The sequence below is a fragment of the Streptococcus mitis genome (assembly GCF_002096755.1).
GTDB lineage: Bacteria > Bacillota > Bacilli > Lactobacillales > Streptococcaceae > Streptococcus > Streptococcus mitis_AC.
Genome location: NZ_NCVF01000018.1, coordinates 72,260 through 93,462, shown reverse-complemented (window position 1 = coordinate 93,462; position 21,203 = coordinate 72,260). Strand labels below are relative to the sequence as shown.

18 protein-coding genes and 1 pseudogene are annotated in these 21,203 nt (G+C 40.0%); 16 read left to right on the top strand and 3 right to left on the bottom strand.

The genetic code is table 11. The annotated features are described in order from the left end of the window. Positions 1 to 11: 11 nt before the first annotated feature. The 8 genes from fmt (at position 12) to B7700_RS01780 (ending at position 8,760) form a co-directional block, all read left to right on the top strand. Positions 12 to 947 carry a methionyl-tRNA formyltransferase gene (gene fmt / locus B7700_RS01815; RefSeq protein ID WP_084886745.1) on the top strand — a complete coding sequence of 312 codons (936 nt, stop codon included), beginning with the start codon at positions 12 to 14 and terminating at the stop codon, positions 945 to 947. Then, complete coding sequence (gene rsmB / locus B7700_RS01810; protein ID WP_192855646.1) at positions 940 to 2,253, top strand: 16S rRNA (cytosine(967)-C(5))-methyltransferase RsmB; 1,314 nt, start codon at positions 940 to 942, stop codon at positions 2,251 to 2,253. Before fmt ends, rsmB begins: the two co-directional genes overlap by 8 nt. Before the next feature lie 14 nt (positions 2,254 to 2,267). After that, complete coding sequence (locus tag B7700_RS01805; RefSeq protein ID WP_000406255.1) at positions 2,268 to 3,008, top strand: Stp1/IreP family PP2C-type Ser/Thr phosphatase; 741 nt, start codon at positions 2,268 to 2,270, stop codon at positions 3,006 to 3,008. Then, positions 3,005 to 4,903 carry a Stk1 family PASTA domain-containing Ser/Thr kinase gene (gene pknB, locus B7700_RS01800; protein ID WP_084886741.1) on the top strand — a complete coding sequence of 633 codons (1,899 nt, stop codon included), beginning with the start codon at positions 3,005 to 3,007 and terminating at the stop codon, positions 4,901 to 4,903. Before B7700_RS01805 ends, pknB begins: the two co-directional genes overlap by 4 nt. Positions 4,904 to 4,991: 88 nt before the next feature. Further along, positions 4,992 to 5,750: a threonine/serine exporter family protein gene (locus B7700_RS01795; protein ID WP_084886739.1), complete on the top strand. Its 759-nt coding sequence runs from the start codon at positions 4,992 to 4,994 to the stop codon at positions 5,748 to 5,750. Position 5,751: 1 nt separating this feature from the next. After that, positions 5,752 to 6,201 carry a threonine/serine exporter family protein gene (locus B7700_RS01790; protein ID WP_084886737.1) on the top strand — a complete coding sequence of 150 codons (450 nt, stop codon included), beginning with the start codon at positions 5,752 to 5,754 and terminating at the stop codon, positions 6,199 to 6,201. A 112-nt stretch (positions 6,202 to 6,313) separates the two neighbouring features. After that, the gene (locus B7700_RS01785) at positions 6,314 to 7,486 is read left to right on the top strand and encodes a hydroxymethylglutaryl-CoA synthase (RefSeq protein ID WP_192855645.1); all 1,173 of its coding nucleotides are present in this window, start codon (positions 6,314 to 6,316) and stop codon (positions 7,484 to 7,486) included. Next, positions 7,486 to 8,760 carry a hydroxymethylglutaryl-CoA reductase, degradative gene (locus tag B7700_RS01780; RefSeq protein ID WP_084886733.1) on the top strand — a complete coding sequence of 425 codons (1,275 nt, stop codon included), beginning with the start codon at positions 7,486 to 7,488 and terminating at the stop codon, positions 8,758 to 8,760. Before B7700_RS01785 ends, B7700_RS01780 begins: the two co-directional genes overlap by 1 nt. A gap of 143 nt (positions 8,761 to 8,903) precedes the next feature. On the opposite strand, the gene B7700_RS01775 is transcribed toward B7700_RS01780, so the two are convergent. Together B7700_RS01775 and B7700_RS01770 are read right to left on the bottom strand one after the other, a co-directional pair. Next, positions 8,904 to 9,869: a LacI family DNA-binding transcriptional regulator gene (locus B7700_RS01775; RefSeq protein ID WP_084886730.1), complete on the bottom strand. Its 966-nt coding sequence runs from the start codon at positions 9,867 to 9,869 to the stop codon at positions 8,904 to 8,906. After that, positions 9,850 to 11,304, bottom strand: a complete 1,455-nt coding sequence (locus B7700_RS01770; protein WP_084886728.1) for a sucrose-6-phosphate hydrolase — start codon at positions 11,302 to 11,304, stop codon at positions 9,850 to 9,852. The genes B7700_RS01775 and B7700_RS01770 overlap by 20 nt, the downstream gene beginning before the upstream one ends. 379 nt (positions 11,305 to 11,683) lie before the next feature. Between B7700_RS01770 and B7700_RS01760 the strand changes: the two genes are divergently transcribed. Both B7700_RS01760 and scrK read left to right on the top strand, forming a co-directional pair. After that, on the top strand, positions 11,684 to 13,621 hold the full coding sequence (locus B7700_RS01760) for a sucrose-specific PTS transporter subunit IIBC (protein WP_084886724.1): 1,938 nt from the start codon (positions 11,684 to 11,686) through the stop codon (positions 13,619 to 13,621). Positions 13,622 to 13,770: 149 nt separating this feature from the next. Further along, positions 13,771 to 14,658 (top strand): fructokinase ScrK, encoded by an 888-nt coding sequence (gene scrK / locus B7700_RS01755; RefSeq protein WP_024057687.1) that lies wholly within the window; start codon positions 13,771 to 13,773, stop codon positions 14,656 to 14,658. Positions 14,659 to 14,976: 318 nt separating this feature from the next. On the opposite strand, the gene B7700_RS01750 is transcribed toward scrK, so the two are convergent. Continuing rightward, on the bottom strand, positions 14,977 to 15,594 hold the full coding sequence (locus tag B7700_RS01750) for a TVP38/TMEM64 family protein (RefSeq protein ID WP_084886722.1): 618 nt from the start codon (positions 15,592 to 15,594) through the stop codon (positions 14,977 to 14,979). Positions 15,595 to 16,075: 481 nt separating this feature from the next. Between B7700_RS01750 and B7700_RS01745 the strand changes: the two genes are divergently transcribed. The 6 genes and pseudogenes from B7700_RS01745 to B7700_RS01720 all read left to right on the top strand — a co-directional run. Next, a complete protein-coding gene (locus tag B7700_RS01745) occupies positions 16,076 to 16,291 on the top strand; it encodes a hypothetical protein (protein WP_084886720.1) in 216 nt (71 codons plus the stop codon). 25 nt (positions 16,292 to 16,316) lie between these two features. Continuing rightward, positions 16,317 to 17,078, top strand: coding sequence for a DUF6261 family protein (locus B7700_RS11175; protein ID WP_192855644.1), 762 nt, complete (start codon positions 16,317 to 16,319; stop codon positions 17,076 to 17,078). Positions 17,079 to 17,639: 561 nt separating this feature from the next. After that, positions 17,640 to 18,449, top strand: coding sequence for a hypothetical protein (locus tag B7700_RS01735; RefSeq protein WP_239822542.1), 810 nt, complete (start codon positions 17,640 to 17,642; stop codon positions 18,447 to 18,449). A 124-nt stretch (positions 18,450 to 18,573) separates the two neighbouring features. Then, positions 18,574 to 18,909 carry a nucleotide pyrophosphohydrolase gene (locus B7700_RS01730; protein WP_049500217.1) on the top strand — a complete coding sequence of 112 codons (336 nt, stop codon included), beginning with the start codon at positions 18,574 to 18,576 and terminating at the stop codon, positions 18,907 to 18,909. Then, a complete protein-coding gene (locus B7700_RS01725) occupies positions 18,909 to 20,666 on the top strand; it encodes a DUF2075 domain-containing protein (RefSeq protein WP_084886718.1) in 1,758 nt (585 codons plus the stop codon). Before B7700_RS01730 ends, B7700_RS01725 begins: the two co-directional genes overlap by 1 nt. Positions 20,667 to 20,670: 4 nt before the next feature. Then, positions 20,671 to 21,114 (top strand): annotated as a pseudogene (locus B7700_RS01720) (N-6 DNA methylase); the annotation flags it as partial. Between the last annotated feature and the right edge of the window lie 89 nt (positions 21,115 to 21,203).

The window sequence follows — 21,203 nt, the reverse complement described above, 5'->3', positions numbered from 1 at the left end:
AAGGAGAAGATATGACAAAATTAATCTTTATGGGGACACCCGACTTTTCAGCAACAGTTTTAAAAGGACTTTTGACAGATGACCGTTACGAAATTCTAGCCGTTGTGACCCAGCCAGACCGTGCTGTTGGTCGTAAAAAAGTGATCCAAGAAACCCCAGTCAAGCAGGCTGCCAAAGAGGCAGGACTTCCTATCTACCAACCTGAAAAATTATCTGGAAGTCCAGAGATGGAAGCTATTATGCAGTTAGGAGCAGATGGAATTGTGACTGCTGCTTTTGGCCAGTTTCTCCCAAGTAAACTCCTTGATAGCATGGACTTTGCTGTCAACGTTCACGCTTCTCTTCTTCCTAAACATCGTGGTGGTGCGCCTATCCATTATGCCTTGATTCAAGGGGATGAGGAAGCTGGTGTGACCATTATGGAAATGGTTAAGGAAATGGATGCAGGAGATATGATTTCTCGTTGCAGTATTCCTATCACGGATGAGGACAATGTCGGCACCTTGTTTGAGAAATTGGCGCTAGTTGGTCGTGATTTGCTTTTGGATACTTTGCCTGGCTACATTGCTGGTGACATCAAACCTGAACCACAGGATCTAAGTCAGGTTACTTTCTCGCCAAATATCAAGCCAGAAGAAGAAAAACTAGATTGGACTAAAAGCAATCGTCAACTCTTTAACCAAATCCGTGGAATGAATCCGTGGCCTGTTGCCCATACTTTCCTTAAGGGCGACCGCTTTAAGATTTATGAAGCACTACTAGTGGAAGGTCAGGGAAATCCAGGTGAGATTCTTTCTATCGGCAAGAAAGAATTGATTGTCGCAACAGCTGAAGGAGCTTTGTCTCTCAAACAAGTGCAGCCAGCTGGTAAGCCTAAGATGGACATTGCTTCCTTCCTCAACGGAGTTGGACGTACATTGACTGTAGGAGAACGATTTGGTGACTAAAGTAGAAACGGCTAGAAGTTTATCCCTAGCAGTATTAGAGGATGTTTTTATCAATCAAGCATACTCAAATATCGCCTTAAATAAGCATCTCAAGGGAAGTCAGCTCTCTGTAGCAGACAAGGGCTTGGCGACCGAGCTGGTCTATGGAACAGTAGCCCGTAAACTGACTCTGGAATGGTACTTGTCCCACTTTATTGAAGACAGAGATCAGTTAGACAGCTGGCTCTACGTCCTTCTTCTCATGAGTGCCTACCAGCTCCGCAATTTGGACAAGATTCCAGATCATGCTGTGGTCAATGAAGCAGTAGAATTGGCCAAAGTCCGTAAAAAAGGCAGTGAAAAATTGGTCAACGCCGTCCTTCGCCGTATCTTGCGTGAAGGCTGGCCAGATATTGCTAGCATCAAGCGAAAAAACAAGCGTAATTCCATTGCCTATTCTCTCCCGGTTTGGCTAGTTTCCAAGCTCAAGGAAGAATACGGTGAAGAGCGAGCACAGACTATTTTTGAAAGTCTTTTGGTGCGAAACAAGGCCAGCATCCGAGTGACTGATTTAAGTCGAAAAGAGGAAATCCAAGCCTTGTTGGAGGCTAGTGATTCATCCTTGTCTCCCTCTGGTCTTGTGAAGGAGCAGGGGAATTTTGCAGGACATGATTTGTTTGTGGAGGGAGCTATTACCATCCAAGACGAGTCCAGTCAGCTTGTTGCTCCGACGCTTGATTTACAAGGTGATGAGCAGGTTCTAGATGCCTGTGCGGCTCCGGGTGGAAAAACAGCCCATATAGCCTCTTATCTCACGACAGGTCAGGTTACTGCTCTGGACTTGTATGACCACAAGTTGGACTTAATCCAAGAAAATGCCCAACGTCTGGGTGTGGCGGATCGGGTTCAAACGCAAAAATTGGATGCCAGAAAGGTACATGAGCTTTTTGGTCAGGATTCATTTGATAAGATTTTGGTAGATGCTCCCTGTTCAGGAATTGGTCTTCTGCGACGCAAACCAGACATTAAATACAATAAAGAAACGGCAGATTTCGCTTCCTTGCAGGAAATTCAGCTAGAAATATTAGGTAGTGTTTGTCAAACACTACGCAAAGGTGGTATAATAACTTATAGTACCTGTACTATTGTCTCAGAGGAGAACTTTCAAGTCGTACAGGCATTTTTAGAAAGTCATCCTGAATTTGAGCAGGTAACACTAGAACATGAATGTAAGGATATCATGAAAGACGGCTGTATCCTCATTACACCTGAATTGTATGGAAGTGATGGATTCTTCATCAGTCAATTTCGCAAGATATCGGATTAGGAAGGAACTAACACATGGAAATTTCATTATTAACAGATGTTGGTCAGAAACGAACAAATAACCAAGACTATGTCAACCACTATGTCAATAGAGCTGGACGTACTATGATTATCCTAGCTGATGGTATGGGAGGTCATCGCGCAGGGAATATCGCTAGTGAAATGGCGGTAACAGACCTAGGTGTAGCTTGGGTAGATACTCAAATCGATACAGTTAATGAAGTACGTGAATGGTTTGCTAACAACCTTGAGATTGAAAATCAAAAGATTAACCAATTGGGACAAGATGAAGCTTATAAAGGAATGGGAACAACCCTCGAGGCTGTTGCTATTATTGGCAATCAGGCTATCTATGCTCACATTGGGGATTCTCGTATCGGTTTGATTCGTGGAGAAGAATACCACCAGTTAACAAGCGACCATTCTTTGGTCAATGAATTGCTCAAGGCTGGTCAATTGACACCTGAAGAAGCAGCTAGCCACCCACAGAAAAATATTATTACCCAGTCAATTGGTCAAAAAGACGAAATTCAGCCTGATTTTGGAATGATTACCCTTGCGACAGGAGATTATCTCCTACTTAATAGCGACGGATTAACCAACATGATTTCAGGCAGTGAGATTTGTGATATTGTAACCAGTGATATTCCTTTGGCAGATAAAACAGCGACGCTCGTGCGTTTTGCTAACAATGCAGGAGGTTTAGACAATATTACGGTTGCCCTTGTTTCTATGAACGAGGAGGATGAAGAATGATCCAAATCGGCAAGATTTTTGCCGGGCGGTATCGGATTATCAAACAAATTGGTCGAGGAGGCATGGCAGATGTATACTTGGCCAAGGATTTGATTCTAGACGGGGAAGAAGTGGCAGTAAAGGTCCTGAGGACCAACTACCAAACAGATCCCATTGCAGTGGCTCGTTTTCAGCGTGAAGCGAGAGCTATGGCAGATCTGGACCATCCTCATATCGTTCGGATTACAGATATTGGTGAGGAAGACGGTCAACAGTACTTAGCTATGGAGTACGTAGCAGGACTTGACCTCAAACGCTATATCAAGGAACACCATCCTCTTTCAAATGAAGAAGCGGTCCGAATCATGGGACAAATCCTCTTGGCTATGCGCTTAGCCCATACTAGAGGCATTGTTCACCGCGATTTGAAACCTCAAAATATCCTCTTGACACCAGATGGGACTGCCAAAGTCACAGATTTTGGGATTGCGGTAGCCTTTGCTGAGACGAGTCTGACTCAGACCAACTCTATGCTGGGCTCGGTTCATTACTTGTCACCAGAGCAGGCGCGTGGTTCTAAAGCGACTGTACAGAGTGATATCTATGCCATGGGGATCATCTTTTATGAGATGTTGACAGGACATATCCCTTACGATGGGGATAGTGCAGTGACCATCGCCCTCCAGCATTTCCAGAAACCATTGCCATCGGTTATAGCTGAGAATCCATCTGTGCCTCAGGCTTTAGAGAATGTTGTCATCAAGGCAACTGCCAAGAAATTGACAGATCGTTATCAGTCAGTTGCAGAGATGTATGTGGACTTGTCTAGTAGTTTGTCTTATAATCGTCGCAATGAGCCTAAATTGGTGTTTAATGATACCACTAAGGCTGACACCAAGACTCTTCCTAAAGTTCCACAAAGTACCTTGACTTCGATTCCTAAGGTGCAAACACAAAGTCCAAAGCCACAGACTGCGAAGCCGAGTCAGCAGGCTTCAGAGGACAATTACGCAACCAAGCCTGTTAAGAAACGGAAATTTAGAGTTCGCTATATGATTTTGTTGGCCAGCATTGTATTGGTGGCAGCTTCTCTTATTTGGATACTATCCAGAACTCCTGCAACAATTGCCATTCCAAATGTGGCAGGTCAGACAGTGGCGGAAGCCAAGGAAACCCTCAAGAAAGCCAATTTTGAGATTGGCGAGGAGAAATCAGAGGCTAGTGAAAAGGTGGAAGAAGGGCGGATTATCCGTACAGATCCTGACGCTGGAACTGGTCGAAAAGAAGGAACGAAAATCAATTTGGTTGTCTCATCAGGCAAGCAATCTTTCCAATTGAGCAATTATATCGGCCGTAAATCGACCGATGTTATCGCAGAGCTCAAGCAGAAGAAGGTACCTGAAAATCTCATCAAGATAGAGGAAGAAGAATCAAGCGAGAGTGAAGAAGGAACAGTTCTTAGACAGAGCCCGTCTGCTGGAACAACTTATGATTTGAGTAAGGCCTCAACAATTACTTTAACTATTGCTAAGAAAGTAACAAGTGTTGTCATGCCAAGTTATACAGGTTCCAGTCTTGAATTTACTAAAAATAATCTCGTTCAAATTGTCGGTATTAAAGAAGCCAACATTGAAGTTGTAGAAGTTACCACAGCTCCTTCCGGAACTGCTGAAGGTACCGTCGTTGAACAGAGTCCAAGAGCAGGTGAAAAGGTAGATTTGAATAAGACACGCATCAAGATTTCAATTTACAAACCAAAAACACCGCCGTCAACATCATCAGCACCAGCCCAACGTGGAAACCAAGGTTCTACTACAACACCAAGTCAGGGGAACCAGCAAGGAAATCAACGAGGAGATACTCATTCTACTAATCAATCAAGTAGTGAGGGAAGCCACGAAAATTCACGTAATTAAACGAATCTTTGTCATGATTTCATGGCAAAGATTTTTTTTGAGTCCGGATTTGTGATAGAATAGAAGGAGTTGATAAAAGGAGGAACGCATGGAAGAATCAAGAGAATTAAATGCCGTCATTGATGTGATTATGTTAGCTGGAACCATTCTTCTCAAAAGTGGCTCAGAAATTCATCGTGTAGAAGATACCATGATTCGTATTGCGCATTCGCAGGGGATTGTGGATTGCAATGTTCTTGCCATGCCTGCCGCTATCTTTTTCTCCATTGAAAATACCAATATTTCGCGAATGAAACGCGTGACTTCCTCTTCTTATAACATCGAAAAAGTCTGCGATGTGAACCAGATTTCTCGTCAGTTGGTAGGAGGAAATCTTGATTTAGAGACGGCCTTCAAGCAATTGACGGCCTTGCAAGCCCAACCCCTTCCTTATACTAAGTTGAAGGTAACTCTGGCTGCGACCTTTAGTGCTCCTTTCTTTTCAATTATGTTTAGTGGAAATATCTACGACGCACTTGGGGCAGGAGTGGCTACCTTATTTGGTTTTGCCTTTTCCCTCTATGTGGAGAAGTTTATCCGAATTCCTTTTGTGACAGCCTTTGCTGGAGCCTTCGTCTTTGGGATGATAGCCCAGTTTTGGACTCGCTACACAGGCTTTCCTTCAACGGCAGACTTGATTATAGCTGGTGCGGTCATGCCTTTTGTTCCAGGAATTGCCTTGACCAATGCGGTTCGGGATATTATGACTAACCACATAAACTCTGGTATGAGTAAGATGTTTGAATCCTTGCTTATTACCCTTGCTTTAGGGGCGGGAACTTCTGTCGCCTTGGTATTGATGAATTAATATGACACTAACTACCTTTTTATTACAAGCAGTAGCAAGTCTTCTTGCTATTATCACTTTTTTAATCGTACTCAATGTGCAACGCTCTATGCTCTTACCCGGAGGGATTTTGGGCATGGCTGTCTGGCTGATTTATCTCTTGCTCAAGGAACCGACCAATGTTATTGTGGCTACCTTTATTGCAGCCATTATCGGTTCTTGTGTCAGCCAGATTTTAAGTATTCTTTATAAGACACCTGCTGTGGTCTTTATCTTGGCCATCTTGGCACCTCTGGTTCCGGGTTATCTCTCCTATCGGACAACTGCTTTTTTTGTGACGGGAGATTACAGTCATGCTATTGCTAGTGCAACCTTGGTTGTTATGTTGGCTTTGGTGATTTCCATTGGAATGGCTAGCGGAACAGTGATCCTCAGACTTTATTCTCACTTACGAAAACAGCATAATAGTTAGAATAATAAGCGACTTGATTTGGTGAATCAAGTCTTTTTTCTCTCTTTTACTGCTATTTATGATAAAATAGTATAGAACGATTTTTTACATGAATGATAAAACAGAGGTAAATATGACAATCGGTATTGATAAGATTGGTTTTGCGACCAGTCAATATGTCTTGAAATTACAAGACTTAGCAGAAGCGAGGGGAATTGACCCTGAAAAATTAAGTAAAGGACTCTTACTCAAGGAATTGAGCATTGCGCCCCTAACTGAGGATATCGTGACCTTGGCGGCCAGTGCAAGTGATTCTATTTTAACTGAGCAAGAAAGAGCAGAAATTGATATGGTCATTGTGGCTACCGAGTCAGGAATTGACCAGAGTAAAGCTGCGGCCGTCTTTGTGCATGGTTTGCTGGGCATCCAGCCCTTTGCTCGTAGTTTCGAGATTAAAGAAGCTTGCTATGGAGCGACAGCGGCCCTTCATTATGCTAAATTGCATGTGGAAAATTCTCCAGAGTCCAAGGTCTTGGTCATTGCCAGTGATATTGCCAAATACGGTATTGAAACCCCAGGAGAACCAACTCAAGGTGCTGGAAGTGTGGCCATGTTGATTACACAGAATCCACGCATTATGGCTTTTAATAACGACAATGTAGCTCAGACTCGTGACATCATGGATTTCTGGCGTCCAAATTACTCAACAACCCCTTATGTAAATGGTGTTTATTCTACCCAACAATATTTGGATAGTTTGAAAACGACTTGGCTTGAATACCAAAAACGCTACCAGCTTACTTTGGATGATTTTGCGGCGGTTTGCTTCCACTTGCCTTATCCTAAATTAGCGCTAAAAGGCTTGAAAAAAATCATGGATAAGAGCCTGCCTCAAGAGAAAAAAGACCTCTTGCAAAAGCATTTTGACCAGTCTATTCTCTACAGTCAAAAGGTGGGGAATATCTATACAGGTTCCCTCTTCCTCGGACTCTTGTCTCTCTTGGAAAATACAGATAGCTTGAAGACTGGGGATAAAATCGCCCTTTATAGTTACGGAAGTGGGGCTGTAGCTGAGTTCTTTAGCGGTGAATTGGTTGAAGGATATGAAGCTTATCTGGATAAAGACCGCTTGAACAAGCTCAATCAAAGAACTGCCCTGTCTGTTGTAGACTATGAAAAAGTCTTCTTTGAGGAAGTGGTATTGGATGAAACAAACTCTGCCCAGTTTGCTGGCTATGAAAATCAAGATTTTGCCTTGGTTGAAATTGTTGACCACCAACGCCGTTATAGCAAGGTTGAAAAATAATGAAGATAAGTTGGAATGGATTTTCTAAAAAATCATACCAAGAGCGCCTCGAGTTGTTACAAGCTCAGGCGCTCCTTAGTCCTGAGAAGCAAGTGAGTTTGGAGCAGGATGAACAGATAAGTGTGACTGTGGCAGACCAGCTGAGTGAGAATGTGGTGGGAACTTTTTCTCTGCCTTATTCGCTGGTTCCAGAGGTTCTCGTTAACGGTCAGGAATACACAGTTCCCTATGTGACGGAAGAGCCCTCTGTGGTTGCTGCGGCCAGCTATGCCAGTAAAATCATCAAGCGAGCAGGTGGCTTTACTGCTCAAGTGCATGAGCGTCAGATGATTGGACAGGTAGCCCTTTATCAAGTTGTTGAACCTGAACAAGCGCAAGAGAAGATTGTCAGCAAGAAAGCTAAACTCTTGGAACTTGCCAATCAAGCCTATCCTTCTATCGTTAAACGTGGAGGCGGGGCGCGTGATTTGCATGTAGAGCAGATCAAAGGTGAAACAGACTTTCTCGTCATCTATCTTCATGTCGATACCCAGGAAGCCATGGGAGCCAATATGCTCAACACCATGCTGGAAGCCTTGAAACCAGTCTTAGAAGAACTGAGTCAGGGTCAGAGTCTTATGGGTATTCTGTCTAATTACGCGACCGATTCTCTGGTGACAGCAAGCTGTCGCATCGCCTTTCGCTACTTGAGCCGCCAAAAGGATCAAGGACGAGAAATTGCGGAGAAAATGGCTTTGGCTAGTCAGTTTGCGCAAGCTGATCCTTATCGAGCAGCTACTCATAATAAAGGGATATTTAACGGCATTGATGCTATTTTGATTGCCACTGGTAATGACTGGCGTGCCATCGAAGCTGGGGCCCATGTCTTTGCCAGTCGAGATGGACATTACCAAGGTCTTAGCTCTTGGCGTCTAGACTTGGAGACAGAAGAATTAGTTGGTGAGATGACACTACCCATGCCTGTAGCGACCAAGGGTGGTTCTATCGGCCTTAACCCTCGTGTAGCCCTCAGTCACGAACTACTGGGAAATCCTTCTGCCAAAGAATTAGCCCAGATTATCGTGTCTATCGGGCTTGCACAAAACTTTGCAGCCCTCAAAGCCTTGGTGAGTACAGGCATCCAGCAAGGCCACATGAAATTGCAGGCCAAATCCTTAGCACTCCTCGCAGGTGCTAGTGAATCTGAAGTTGCTCCCCTAGTAGAGCGCCTTATTGCAGATAAAATCTTTAACTTAGAGACTGCCCAGCGTTATTTAGAAAACTTAAGATCATAAAAAAACTCAGACCGATCGGTCTGAGTTTTTCTTGTGCTTATACTCTTCGAAAATCAAATTCAAACCACGTCAACTTCGCCTTGCCGTACTCAAGTACAGCTTGCGGCTAGCTTCCTAGTTTGCTCTTTGATTTTCATTGAGTATTAAATACTTTTTCCAGGTAATAGAGTAACTGGTAAGAAGTAACCTGTTGTTGCGACTTCCTTGCCTTCGATCTTCTGTAAGAGAAGATCAACAGTGAGGCAGGCAATTTCTTCCAAGGGTTGCTTAATAGTAGCTAGTTGAGGGTAGTAATTCTCGATAAAGTAGGTACCATCGTAACCGATGACCTTGAGCTCTTCTGGTACAGAAATTCCCAGTTCCTGAGCAATTTTAATGACTAGAATAGCAGTCAAATCATCCGAAGCAAAGATGGCATCTGGTTTTTGATGGGTCAAGATATTCTTGATTTCCATTTCTTTTCTGACAGGAGAAAAGTCACTGGAAACATTGATAATAGGAGCTTTTGGGAGTACGGATGCAAAGCCAGCGTGGCGTAGCCCAGTTGGCGAATTGGAATTGTCATTCCCTGTAATCATAATGATAGACTGGGCACCTGTCTTAACCAAGGTCTGGGCAGCAAGAACTCCACCAGCGTAGTTGTCAGAAGAAACGACTGGAATGTCTGGAGACAAGTTTCGGTCAAAGGAAATAATCGGCGCCGTCACACGATTGTAGTCTTCGATTCCCAAGTTGTGACTACCAGAAATGATGCCGTCCACCTGATTGGCTTCCAACATTTCGATGTATTCGCGTTCCTTCTCAGAATCATGCTCACTGTTGCAGATGATGGTCTTGTAACCATTCTTAAAAAGTTGGTGTTCCAGCTTATCAATCAATTCTGCATAGAAAACATTGGAAATATTAGGGAAAATCAAGCCGATTAACTTAGCTGATTTTCCTTGCAGACTACGAGCTAGGTTGTTGGGTTTATAGCCCAATTCTCGCATGGCTTCATTAACCTTTTGAATGGTTTTTTCAGATAGATAGCCTTTTTTATTGATAACCCGAGAAACGGTAGTAGGGCTGACGCCTGCAAGTTTGGCGACATCAGTTAGTTTTGCGACCATAATCTAATTCATAGTAAGTTCCAGTTGGGTTTCCAGATTTGATGAGGATCCCATTTTGGTCCGCATGTGGGAAGACACGACCAGAAAATACTTTTTCTCCTTTATTGATGAAAATTTCAAAGACAGAGTTATCGATGAAGATTGTAGCAGTAGTAGCCTGATTCTCGATAGGGCAAGAACGAGTAGTTCCAAATTCTTGGGCATACTGTTCTCCAGCTTGGCTACGATCTACTGTCACTTGACCATTTACAAGGTCAAAGTTGATGGAAAGTCCCTTGCCTTCTTTATCAGCAAGTAAGACAATCTCGCTCTGGCTATTGGCTTCCAAGTTGAGTTCAAGTTCGTAAGTGTTCTTGGTTTGGACACGGTTTGAGAAGGCTTCTTCAGTAGCACGAAGGTCCTTGATAGCTGCGACTGGGTATTGGTAGAGTTTGCTGTCTTTGATAGTCAATTCTTTGACCAAAGAGAAGGTTCCTTGATGGTCAAAACGGTCAGATGGGTAAGAAACATCAGGCAAGCCAAGCCAGCTAACAGCTAGAGCACGTCCATCAGGAGCGTTGAAGGCTTGAGTTGCATAGGCTTCGAAACCATAGTCCATGTTTTGGAGTTGAGATACATCAACCATTTTAGCATTTTCAGGGTCGAAGGAAGCCCCAATCTTATACATATTTGGATAGATATTATCGTAGTTTAGAACTTTCTTATCCAATCCTTGTGGGCAGTAGAGAAGGACAGGTTGTTCCCCTACAAAGACCAGATTTGGACATTCCATCATGTAGGCAGTACGGTCGTTAGCAAAGTCAAGGTTGCCAACTGCTTGCCAGTTTGTATAGTCGTTGTCTACAGCCTTGTAGAGACGGACGAAGCCTTTTTTCTCCAAGTCCTGTCCACCGACGATAGCATAGTATTGGCCCTTGAAGTTAAAAATTTGCGGATCACGGAAGTGGTCAGTAGAGTCTGCTGGCTGGTCGATCAAGATCTTGTCAATCTTCGTAATCTTGCCATCCTTGTCCATCAAAGCACCGATTTGGTACGGGTGACGGATCCAGTTTTCATCGCGGACATTTCCTGTATAAAATAGGAACAAGTTATCGCCAAACTGCATGGCAGAACCAGAGTAGGCACCGTGGCTATCTAATGGAGTATCTGGTAAAACTTTGATTCCAGTTTCTTTAAAGTGAATCAAATCATCACTTTCTAGCTGTGCCCAAGATTTTAAACCGTGGGCTGCACCAAAAGGAAAATTCTGGTAAAAGAGGATCCACTTGCCATCAAAGTAAGAAAAGCCATTTGGGTCGTTGAGAAGTCCTGTTTTTGGCTCAACATGGTAATGAGTATGCCATGGAGATTGTGCCATATTTTTCTTTATATTTTGAATTTCTTCTTGCGTCCAATCTTCATAGGGTCTATAACGACGCTCAGTTGTCCATTCCATTCATTCATTCCTCCAAAAATCTTATCACTTTTAATAGTAACCGTTTTCGATTAAAAATGCAAGCCTTTTATGTTAAAAAAGAGAAAAAACTGCCAAACGTTTATCATAAATCAAAAGCAGGAAATCAATCATCTATCTGCAGAAAATTGAAAGAAAGTGAAATAAAATCCTTTTTAACTCAGATTTTAAACTATTTTTTTAAAGAACACTTTCATAAAACTCTCACAATATATCAAAACAAAGGACCTTACTCTAAGAAACAAATATTTTTTCTGCAAAACGCTTGACATATTTTTGAAACATGATAAAATAAAAGTCGTAGGGCGAATAAAATCGCTTTCAAACAATAACAAAATTCTATAATAAGGAGATTTTTGCTATGGATTATAGTAAAGTTGCTGCCGAGGTCATTGAGGCTGTCGGTAAGGATAATCTTGTAGCTGCAGCACACTGTGCAACTCGTCTTCGTTTGGTATTGAAAGACGAATCAAAAGTGAATCAAGCAGCTCTAGATAATAATGCGGATGTCAAGGGAACTTTTAGCACTAATGGACAATATCAAATTATCATTGGTCCTGGTGATGTTAACTTCGTGTATGCGGAAATCATCAAGAAAACTGGTTTAAAAGAAGTTTCGACAGATGATTTGAAAGAGATTGCTAATAAAGACAAAAAGTTCAATCCATTGATGGACTTGATTAAACTTTTGTCAGACATCTTTGTTCCTATTATCCCTGCCTTAGTTGCAGGTGGTCTCTTGATGGCTTTACGTAACTTCTTGACATCACCAGATTTGTTTGGACCTCAATCAATTGAAGATATGTATCCTGCAATCAAAGGCTTCTCAGCTATGATTCAATTGATGTCTGCTGCTCCATTTATGTTCCTCCCTGTTTTGGTTGGTATTTCAGCAGCCAAGCGCTTTGGAGCAAACCAATTCCTTGGTGCGGCAATTGGTATGATTATGACCACTCCAGATTTGGGTGGCAAAGAAGCCTTCTGGGACATCTTAGGTTTCCATGTTACACAAACAAACTATGCTTATCAAGTTATTCCAGTCCTTGTTGCAATCTGGTTGTTAGCAAATTTGGAAAAATTCTTCCACAAGAAATTGCCATCTGCAGTTGACTTCACTTTCACACCGCTTTTATCAGTGATGCTTACAGGCTTCCTTACCTTTACAGTTATCGGTCCTGTTATGTTGGTTGTGTCTGATGCGATTACAAATGCGATTGTATGGTTGTACAACACAACAGGTGCCTTTGGTATGGGTCTATTTGGTGGAACTTACTCACTAATCGTTATGACAGGTCTTCACCAATCATTCCCAGCAATCGAAACACAATTGTTGTCTGCTTACAATAATAACGGTACTGGATTTGGGGACTACATCTTTGTTGTTGCTTCAATGGCAAACGTAGCACAAGGTGCGGCTACTCTTGCAATCTACTTCTTGACAAAAAATGCTAAAACAAAAGGATTGTCAAGTTCGGCTGCTGTTTCTGCCTTCCTTGGTATTACAGAACCTGCTCTCTTTGGGGTAAACTTGAAATACAAATTCCCATTCTTCTGCGCCCTTGCTGGTTCAGCAATTGGTGCCTTCGTAGCAGGTTTAACTCACGTTATTGCAGTTTCATTGGGAGCGGCTGGATTTATTGGATTCCTTTCTATTAAGGCTGCTTCAATCCCTATGTATATAGTTGCGGAAATTATGTCCTTTGTTGCCGCCTTTGCTTTCACTTATTTCTACGGGAAAACAAAAGCAGCTAGTGTCTTTGCTGATGAAGCAGCCACAGCAACTGCAGAAACAGTTACTGAACCTACAGTAGAAGCACCAGTAGTGGAAGAGACTGATACTCTTCAAAATGAAACACTTGTAACTCCTATCGTCGGTGATGTTGTCGCTCTTGCTGATGTCAATGATCCAGTCTTCTCAAGTGGAGCTATGGGCCAAGGTATCGCTGTGAAACCAAGTCAAGGTGTGGTATATGCACCAGCTGATGCGGAAGTTTCAATCGCCTTTCCAACAGGACACGCTTTTGGTTTGAAAACAACTGATGGTGCTGAAGTCTTGATCCACGTTGGTATTGACACTGTATCTATGAATGGTGAAGGTTTTGAAGCAAAAGTTGCTCAAGGTGATAAGGTTAAAGCTGGCGATGTTCTTGGAACCTTTGACTCAAACAAAATTGCTGCAGCTGGTCTTGATGATACAACAATGGTTATCGTTACAAATACAGCTGACTACGCTTCAATAGCTCCAGTCGCAACAGGTTCAGTTGCGAAGGGGGATGCTGTGATCGAAGTGAAAATCTAATCAATCCTCTCTAATGTGAAAACGAACAAATGACATGTTTGTTCGTTTTTGCTTGAATGGTAAGATTTACAGAGGAAAATCTAAAAAATAGAGAAATTTAGACTTTCGAAATATGCTATAATAAAGAAAATAAAAACAAGAGGTTTATCATGACAAAATTATATGGAAGCTTGGAAGCGGGCGGTACAAAGTTTGTCTGTGCTGTCGGTGATGAAAACTTTAACGTTGTAGAAAAAACACAATTTCCAACAACAACTCCAATCGAAACAATCGATAAAACCATCGAGTTCTTCTCAAAATTCGACAACCTTGCTGGTCTTGCAGTTGGTTCATTTGGTCCGATTGATATTGATAAAAACTCAAAAACTTATGGCTTTATCACAACGACTCCAAAACCAAACTGGGCAAATGTGGACTTGCTGGGTGCCCTTCGTCGCGCACTAAACGTGCCAATGTACTTCACTACAGACGTAAACAGCTCTGCCTATGGTGAAGTGGTTGCCCGTAATAATGCTGGTGCTCGTATCGAAAACTTGGTTTACTACACAATCGGTACAGGTATCGGTGCAGGTGTCATCCAACGTGGTGAGTTTATCGGCGGTGTGGGTCACCCTGAGATGGGTCATTACTATGTGGCTAGACACCCAATGGATATTGAAAAAGAGTTTAAGGGTGTTTGTCCTTTCCATAAGGGATGTTTGGAAGGCTATGCAGCTGGTCCAAGTTTGGAAGCTCGTACAGGTGTTCGTGGGGAAAATATTGAACTCAACAACCCTGTTTGGGATGTTCAAGCCTACTATATCGCTCAAGCTGCGGTTAATGCGACAGTGACTTTCCGCCCAGACGTGATTGTCTTTGGTGGAGGGGTCATGGCTCAACAACACATGCTGGACCGTGTCCGTGAGAAATTTACATCTCTTCTCAATGGTTACCTACCAGTACCAGATGTGCGTGATTACATTGTAACGCCAGCAGTAGCAGGAAATGGTTCTGCTACTCTTGGGAACTTTGTTCTTGCAAAAGAAGTTTCAAAATAAATCACAAAATCCGCTTGGGAAACCAAACGGATTTTGTAGTTGAAAACAATATTTTTGAGCTTTTCCTTAAGTGATTACGGACGGTAGCGACTTTCTTCGAAATTCCATACCTAAACTTTGAGCCTAATGTCTCAAAGTTTCCGAACACCTGAAACCATTAGATTTCAGGTGTTTCTATCACGGCGGAAAGGCTAGGTAAGTCCTCGCCTCACTATCGAAAAATAGGTATGATTTTCATACCAAAGTATATTTAGTATCAAGCTACAGTCAATCTAAGTTCTAAAAATCCGCTTGGGAAACCAAACGGATTTTTACATGTCAAAGTATTTGCCAAAAAAAGTCAATAATATAGGTCAGACCGTAGGTATAAACCACGAGAGTAAAGGGCTTGGTCAGAACGATGATGGTCATATAGCGCTTGAAGCTCATCTTGGTCAGGGCAGCTAGCATACAGAGAAAGTCAGCTGGACTAATGGGCCAAATCATCATAAAAATAAAGAAACGGTCAAAACGATTGCCCTTATCCAACCAACCGATATACTTGTCATAGGTGCGCTTGCTGACGACAGACTGGACAAAGGCAGCTCCGTAGAGGCGCACCAGATAAAAGATAATGGCACAGCCAATCACGATGCCGATATAGTTGTAGATTGTCCCGATGATGTGACCGTAGATAAAGACACCAGCCACCGAGGTCAAGGCTCCTGGAATGATAGGGACGACAGTCTGTAAAATCTGTAAAAAGATAAAGAGAGGTGGACCCCAGATACCTGCCTGCTGGATAAAGGCAGAGAGGGTTTCCTTAGACTGTAAAATCCCAGCCTGATAAGCCCAAATACAGAAAATTAAACTCCCAACCCCACCGACAATCGATGAGATGTTGATAACTTGCTGTAAAAGGGGAGAAACAGCTTTCATTTGTTTATCCTGTGACATGCAAACTCCTCGTAGATAGTATAATTCTACTATACCATATTTTGGAGGAGAAAGGGGAAATGAGTCTTTTTGATGAGGAATGGATAGTGAATAGGCCTTCGAGACTTAGAATAGGTTCGTTTACTAAGGTTTATATGTATTCTAAGTCTCGAATTATCGTAATTACATAAATTTAAAAGTATTCTAAGCTTCGAATGGCTTATCTGAGAAAGATTTGGGGTCTTCTAGCTTTTGAATAGTCATCTTACCTAAAGTTTATATGTATTCTAGAGCTCGAAAAGGTAAAATCTAAAAATAGTAAGAGTCTCTATCTGATGGATGGTATGTATGTCTAGTCAGATAGAGATTTTTTAAGTTGGAAATGTCTGATTTGTCCTGAAAAGTACATTTTAGATGGAAATAATGACAGTTGAGCGGATGGGGGTTAAAATGGTTTTGGAAACTGTTAGAATGAATGTATCAACTTAAAGGAGAAAAATTAATGAAGAAAGTTAGAGATGATGAGGAGAGTGTACTATGGTCATTTCCTGTAGTTGGAATTGTATTATTGGTCTGTGTATTGTTTCAAGTCTTTGTATTTAAGGATAGACCTTTGATTCAACATGGTAGACAAGGAAGCATTGTAAAAACAGATCAAAAACAGGTCTATCTTCCAGAACTAATCCAGTCTTGGTTTGATAAAGAAAAAACAAAATGATTCGTTAAATAGAAAGGATATCATCATGACAAAAACATACGCTATTCGCCCTCTTAGTTACAGCAACTTTACCAACCGTGAGTTTGAAAGCCTGATGATGGATACTCATCAAAGTTTGGCAACTTTTTCTAAGGCAAACAAGGATGAGGGAATGTATGCCAAACATTTGGAACCCTTCAAGACCAAGCTAGATGATTTTCAAGCTCAACTTGCGGTGGTGGAGACGAAAGAGTCTAGTAATCTGACAGAAGTGGATCGCAATCGTGATAGTGCCTTGGTCGGTCTTTTTACCCTTCATAGAGGATTTGCTAAGATTAAGGATGCCAAGCTCAAAGAAGCTCATGAAACTCTGAAACCAGTCTTTGCCAAGTACAAGGACATCACTAAGCATAGCAACGATGTGGAAACGGCAGAAATCAAGAGCTTGCTCAAAACTCTGAGTGAAACACCCTATCATGAGGCAGTTACCAGTCTAGGACTGACACCCATGCTGACGGCTGTGGTCAATGCTCAAGAGGAATATGACCAAGTGGAGAGTAAGGCGCGTGCTTCTAAGTCTGCAAAGGAAGTTGGCAAGACTAGACAACTCCGTACCGAACTTTCAACTAGCTACGACCTCTTTATGCGCTATACCGCAGCCAGTGCAGAAGCCTACCCTGAAAAGGAACACCTGACCCAACTCCTCAAGGAACTCAATAGTATCCGAGATAGCAAGCGTCGTCTCATCACTAGCAGCAAGAAAGATAAAAAGACTAAACCAGCAGAACCAGCCCAAGCAGCAGGATAAAGACAACCCCTTAGAAGCGGATTTCTAAGGGGACTTTTGTGGATTCGTGGATAATTTATATATTAACAAAATTGTAGAGAAATAAATAATAGTTAATAAATAAGTTGTTTAAATTCTGGATAGAATCAATAGTTTATTTAATACCTAAATGTTGAAAGTTAAAAATAAAAAGATTAGTCTTTATAGTCTTTTTAAAAACATTGCACTAAATATTGTGGTTTATTCTATTTTTTAAAAAAATAAACACTATATATAGAAAAACAATATTGCTTTTTTGTTTTTGTTTGGTATAATATGAATTGTAGAAAAAAGACGTCAGTGGGGGCTGACGACTAGTTAGAGATGGTGAATTTCAAAATGCGATATGAGCACTATTTCAAAAATTCTCTTTTATTCTAACACTAAATAAAAGAAATGTAAATCTCATTTTGATAATTTTCTTTTTTCTACAAAATATAGAAAAAAGAGGTACATATTATTAGAATATCAAACTTATTAAATAGAGAATCAATCCAAGTAGGATTGGATTTTGTTGATATAGATACATCAAAGGATGTTAGATTGTTTGTAGATCCATTGCTCTTACCAGATCGGTTTAGAAATATTGTTAATGATTTTGTCAATACAGTCTATAAAATGTACACTTTGGGTAATAAAGCAGGTGCATTTCAATTGTTTTCACACTCTAAAGAATGTAATGCTATCCACTTTGGATATTCTGAGAGTAACTCCAAAGGTACAGGTGTTTCAATGAAGATGCTTGATCAATTTTTTGGGTATGTCTATAAATCGGTAGATAAAATCAAAGAAAAATTACTGACACCTATAGCGATGCCGATTTTCGTAAAGAGTTTTTCAGAAGATAGGATGTCTGATTTGTTAGTAAGTTTATTAAAAAAAGAATTGATTTTATATTCTTTAGAACAAGCTCGATTACACGGTTTAAAAATCAGTAATGAAGTACAACGTTTTGATTATTGGGATTCCGAGAGTCATGAGTGGGCTACCTTTGAAAGCCAGTATGTCCTTGCTCCTAATGAAAATGGTGTAGAGGAACTTCTTATCTTAGTTCCGAAGTCTGTTGTAAGTAAAAGATTTCTAGTAAATCCTTCTAGATATATTTCAGTAATTTTTCAACACTTGCAGTTGATGGAAAAGTACCAAAGGATTAATGGTACACCAAAATCTCAAAAAGAATTACGAGAATCAGAGATAGTAGCAAATTATCAAAAGGATAAAGATAAAAGCTACATCTTAGATATGACATTATTATCACCTGAATACTATGAAGCTTATTATGATAATGCAATTAGGTTTAGTGATAATAAATCACTTAATGATGAGGAATTAATAGAAATTCTAACTAAATAAGGGATTGAAATTGAATAGTGCTCACAGAGAAGGAGTAAATCCTTCTTTTTTATTATATTTATCACATTTATAAAACTGATTCATGTTATACTATATATTAGTAGATTTACATTGGAGAATTAAAATGAAATCAACAATTGATAAAATTAATAAATTTCGAGATGATCGTGATTGGAGAAAATTTCATAATGAAAAAGATTTAGCTATTTCAATTTCGATCGAAGCGAGTGAACTTTTGGAATTATTTCAATGGAAGGAGTCTAAAGAGGTCACCAGCAAATCATTGGAAAGAATAAAAGAGGAACTAGCTGATGTTCTAATTTATAGCTTTATGTTGGCAGATAATTTACAGTTAGATGTAGAAAAGATTATTGAAGATAAATTAGTTGATAATAATCGGAAATATCCTGTAAACCTAAGTAAAGGGAATAATAAAAAATATACTGAGTTGGAGAAATAATGGTTAAAATAAAAAGTCCAATTGTAAGAGAGATCGAGTATTCAAGCAGTTCACTGGTAAATCTTAAAAGTCAACTTAAATCTAGTGAAAATAAAAATGATATAAAATTTTTATTTGATTATCCAGTTGTTTATATTGTTAACGATGAGAAGAATAAGCAATTTAGTGTATATGTAGGAGAAACAGCTAATATAATTCGGCGAACTAGTCAACACTTAACAGATGATATAAAGAAAGAAAACAGAGATGATTGGAGAGATTTTGCAACATCTTCGACAACGAAGATGTTTATAATTGGTCACAATCATTTTAATAAGTCTTTAACTCTGGACATAGAAAATCGTTTAATGCTTTATCTTTCAAGTGTTGGTAATGTTATAAGAGTACAAAATAGAAAAGAAAATCCTCAAAATGAATATTATACATCCAACGAATTAGATTCAATTTTTTCAAAAATTTGGCGTTCACTGAGAAAAAGGAATCAGTCTTTATTTCCGATTGAGAGTATTGTTCGAAATTCAGCAATTTTTAAAGCATCTCCCTTTCATAAATTAACCGAAGAACAAATCGAAGCTAAAAATACTATTATTAATAAAATAATTGCTTCTATTAGTAAAGGTCAAGAAGGGACTCTTATCCTAGTTAAAGGAGAAGCTGGAGCAGGGAAAACAGTTTTAATGAGTTCGTTGGTAGATGATTTATTAAATTCTGAAGATATTTCATTTATTAAAGATAATAATTACATTAATCTTGTTGTAAATCATAATAATCAATTAAGTGTATATAAAGAAATTGAAAGAAAACTAAATTGGAATAGTGGCTCTACTTTGGAAGTAGCGATGAAGCCTACTCAATTTTTAAATGCCTTGAGAAAAGAAAAGATTAAAGCAGGAGTCGTTATAGTTGACGAAGGGCATTTACTTCTTACTGCGAAAAATCAAGCATATCTTGGAGGAAATCATTTAAATGATTTATTAGCACAGTCGAAAGTAGTTGTTTTGGTTTATGATGATAAACAGATTATGAGTAAATCTCAAATATGGACTGATAATACTTTTTTAGAATTGGAACATGAGGCTAATCTAGAAGGGAATTTAATTGAATTACGTAATCAAATGAGAATAAAAGCAAATCCTGAAACTGTTAATTGGATTAGAACTATTATTGATGATTGTGAAATCAAGAAATTAACAAAAGATAAGCAATATGATATTAGGATCTTTGATTCTCCTTTGGAACTACAAAAAGCTATTAAGTTAAAGAATAAAGATCAAAAACTAGGTATTTCTAGATTAGTTGCAACATATGATTGGCCATTTGTTGAAGAGAAGAAGAAGGTGGAGAAGATAAAAGATTCAAAATGGTTTGTAGAAATTGATGATTGGAAAGCACCTTGGAATCAACAATTAAAGCCAACGAAGAAGGAAGAAGCTAAATTATCCTGGATAGAACAATCTCAGACAATTAATGAAATAGGATCTACGTTCACAGTTCAGGGTTTTGACTTGAATTATGTAGGTGTTATTATCGGACCTTCTGTGAAGTATAGAAACGGCAAAGTTATTTATGATATTTCTGAAAGTAAAAATAAGGGGGCTGTTCAAAATCGTAAACTTGCAAATGGTGAAAAAGCAAATTATGGCGAAAGACTGTTGAGAAATGAACTGAATGTTTTGTTAACACGTGGTGTAAATGGTTTATATATTTATGCAGTTGATGAAGAATTAAGGGAGGCTCTGAATAAAGCAATAAAATAAAATTCTCTTAGCCAACATCTTCTTTAATACCAGCATTCCGACTACGGTTATCATTCTCAAAAAGAACCGTACCAATCGTGATGTCTACTTTATCGATGCTTCTAAGGAGTTTGATAAGGGGAAAAACCAGAATATCATGACGGATGCTCATATCGAGAAGATTCTGGAAGCCTACAAGTCACGTGAGGAGATTGACAAATTTGCCCATCTGGCAAGTTATGAAGAAATCGTCGAAAATGATTATAACCTCAATATCCCTCGCTATGTATATACCTTTGAGGAAGAAGAAGTCGAACCACTGACAGACATCGTTAGCAAGATTAACAAGACCAATGATGAGATTGAAAAGCAAACAGCTTCTTTACTTGAAATGCTCGGTCAACTACACGGAACCACACCAGAAGCCGATGCCGAATTTAAAGAGTTTTTGAAAGAGTTTGAAGGGTGATGGGCGTAATCAATTCGCTCGTAATTCGCTCATTTTTAAGATATAACTTTGTTTCCATATTTCCGGGGAACTAGTAGAAAGTAAGGAGA

Coding starts and splice junctions, on each gene's coding strand:
- fmt (WP_084886745.1), top strand. CDS start 12: ATGACAAAATTAATCTTTATGGGGACACCCGACTTTTCAGCAACAGTT.
- B7700_RS01805 (WP_000406255.1), top strand. CDS start 2,268: ATGGAAATTTCATTATTAACAGATGTTGGTCAGAAACGAACAAATAAC.
- pknB (WP_084886741.1), top strand. CDS start 3,005: ATGATCCAAATCGGCAAGATTTTTGCCGGGCGGTATCGGATTATCAAA.
- B7700_RS01795 (WP_084886739.1), top strand. CDS start 4,992: ATGGAAGAATCAAGAGAATTAAATGCCGTCATTGATGTGATTATGTTA.
- B7700_RS01790 (WP_084886737.1), top strand. CDS start 5,752: ATGACACTAACTACCTTTTTATTACAAGCAGTAGCAAGTCTTCTTGCT.
- B7700_RS01785 (WP_192855645.1), top strand. CDS start 6,314: ATGACAATCGGTATTGATAAGATTGGTTTTGCGACCAGTCAATATGTC.
- B7700_RS01780 (WP_084886733.1), top strand. CDS start 7,486: ATGAAGATAAGTTGGAATGGATTTTCTAAAAAATCATACCAAGAGCGC.
- B7700_RS01775 (WP_084886730.1), bottom strand. CDS start 9,869: ATGGTCGCAAAACTAACTGATGTCGCCAAACTTGCAGGCGTCAGCCCT.
- B7700_RS01770 (WP_084886728.1), bottom strand. CDS start 11,304: ATGGAATGGACAACTGAGCGTCGTTATAGACCCTATGAAGATTGGACG.
- B7700_RS01760 (WP_084886724.1), top strand. CDS start 11,684: ATGGATTATAGTAAAGTTGCTGCCGAGGTCATTGAGGCTGTCGGTAAG.
- scrK (WP_024057687.1), top strand. CDS start 13,771: ATGACAAAATTATATGGAAGCTTGGAAGCGGGCGGTACAAAGTTTGTC.
- B7700_RS01750 (WP_084886722.1), bottom strand. CDS start 15,594: ATGTCACAGGATAAACAAATGAAAGCTGTTTCTCCCCTTTTACAGCAA.
- B7700_RS01745 (WP_084886720.1), top strand. CDS start 16,076: ATGAAGAAAGTTAGAGATGATGAGGAGAGTGTACTATGGTCATTTCCT.
- B7700_RS11175 (WP_192855644.1), top strand. CDS start 16,317: ATGACAAAAACATACGCTATTCGCCCTCTTAGTTACAGCAACTTTACC.
- B7700_RS01730 (WP_049500217.1), top strand. CDS start 18,574: ATGAAATCAACAATTGATAAAATTAATAAATTTCGAGATGATCGTGAT.
- B7700_RS01725 (WP_084886718.1), top strand. CDS start 18,909: ATGGTTAAAATAAAAAGTCCAATTGTAAGAGAGATCGAGTATTCAAGC.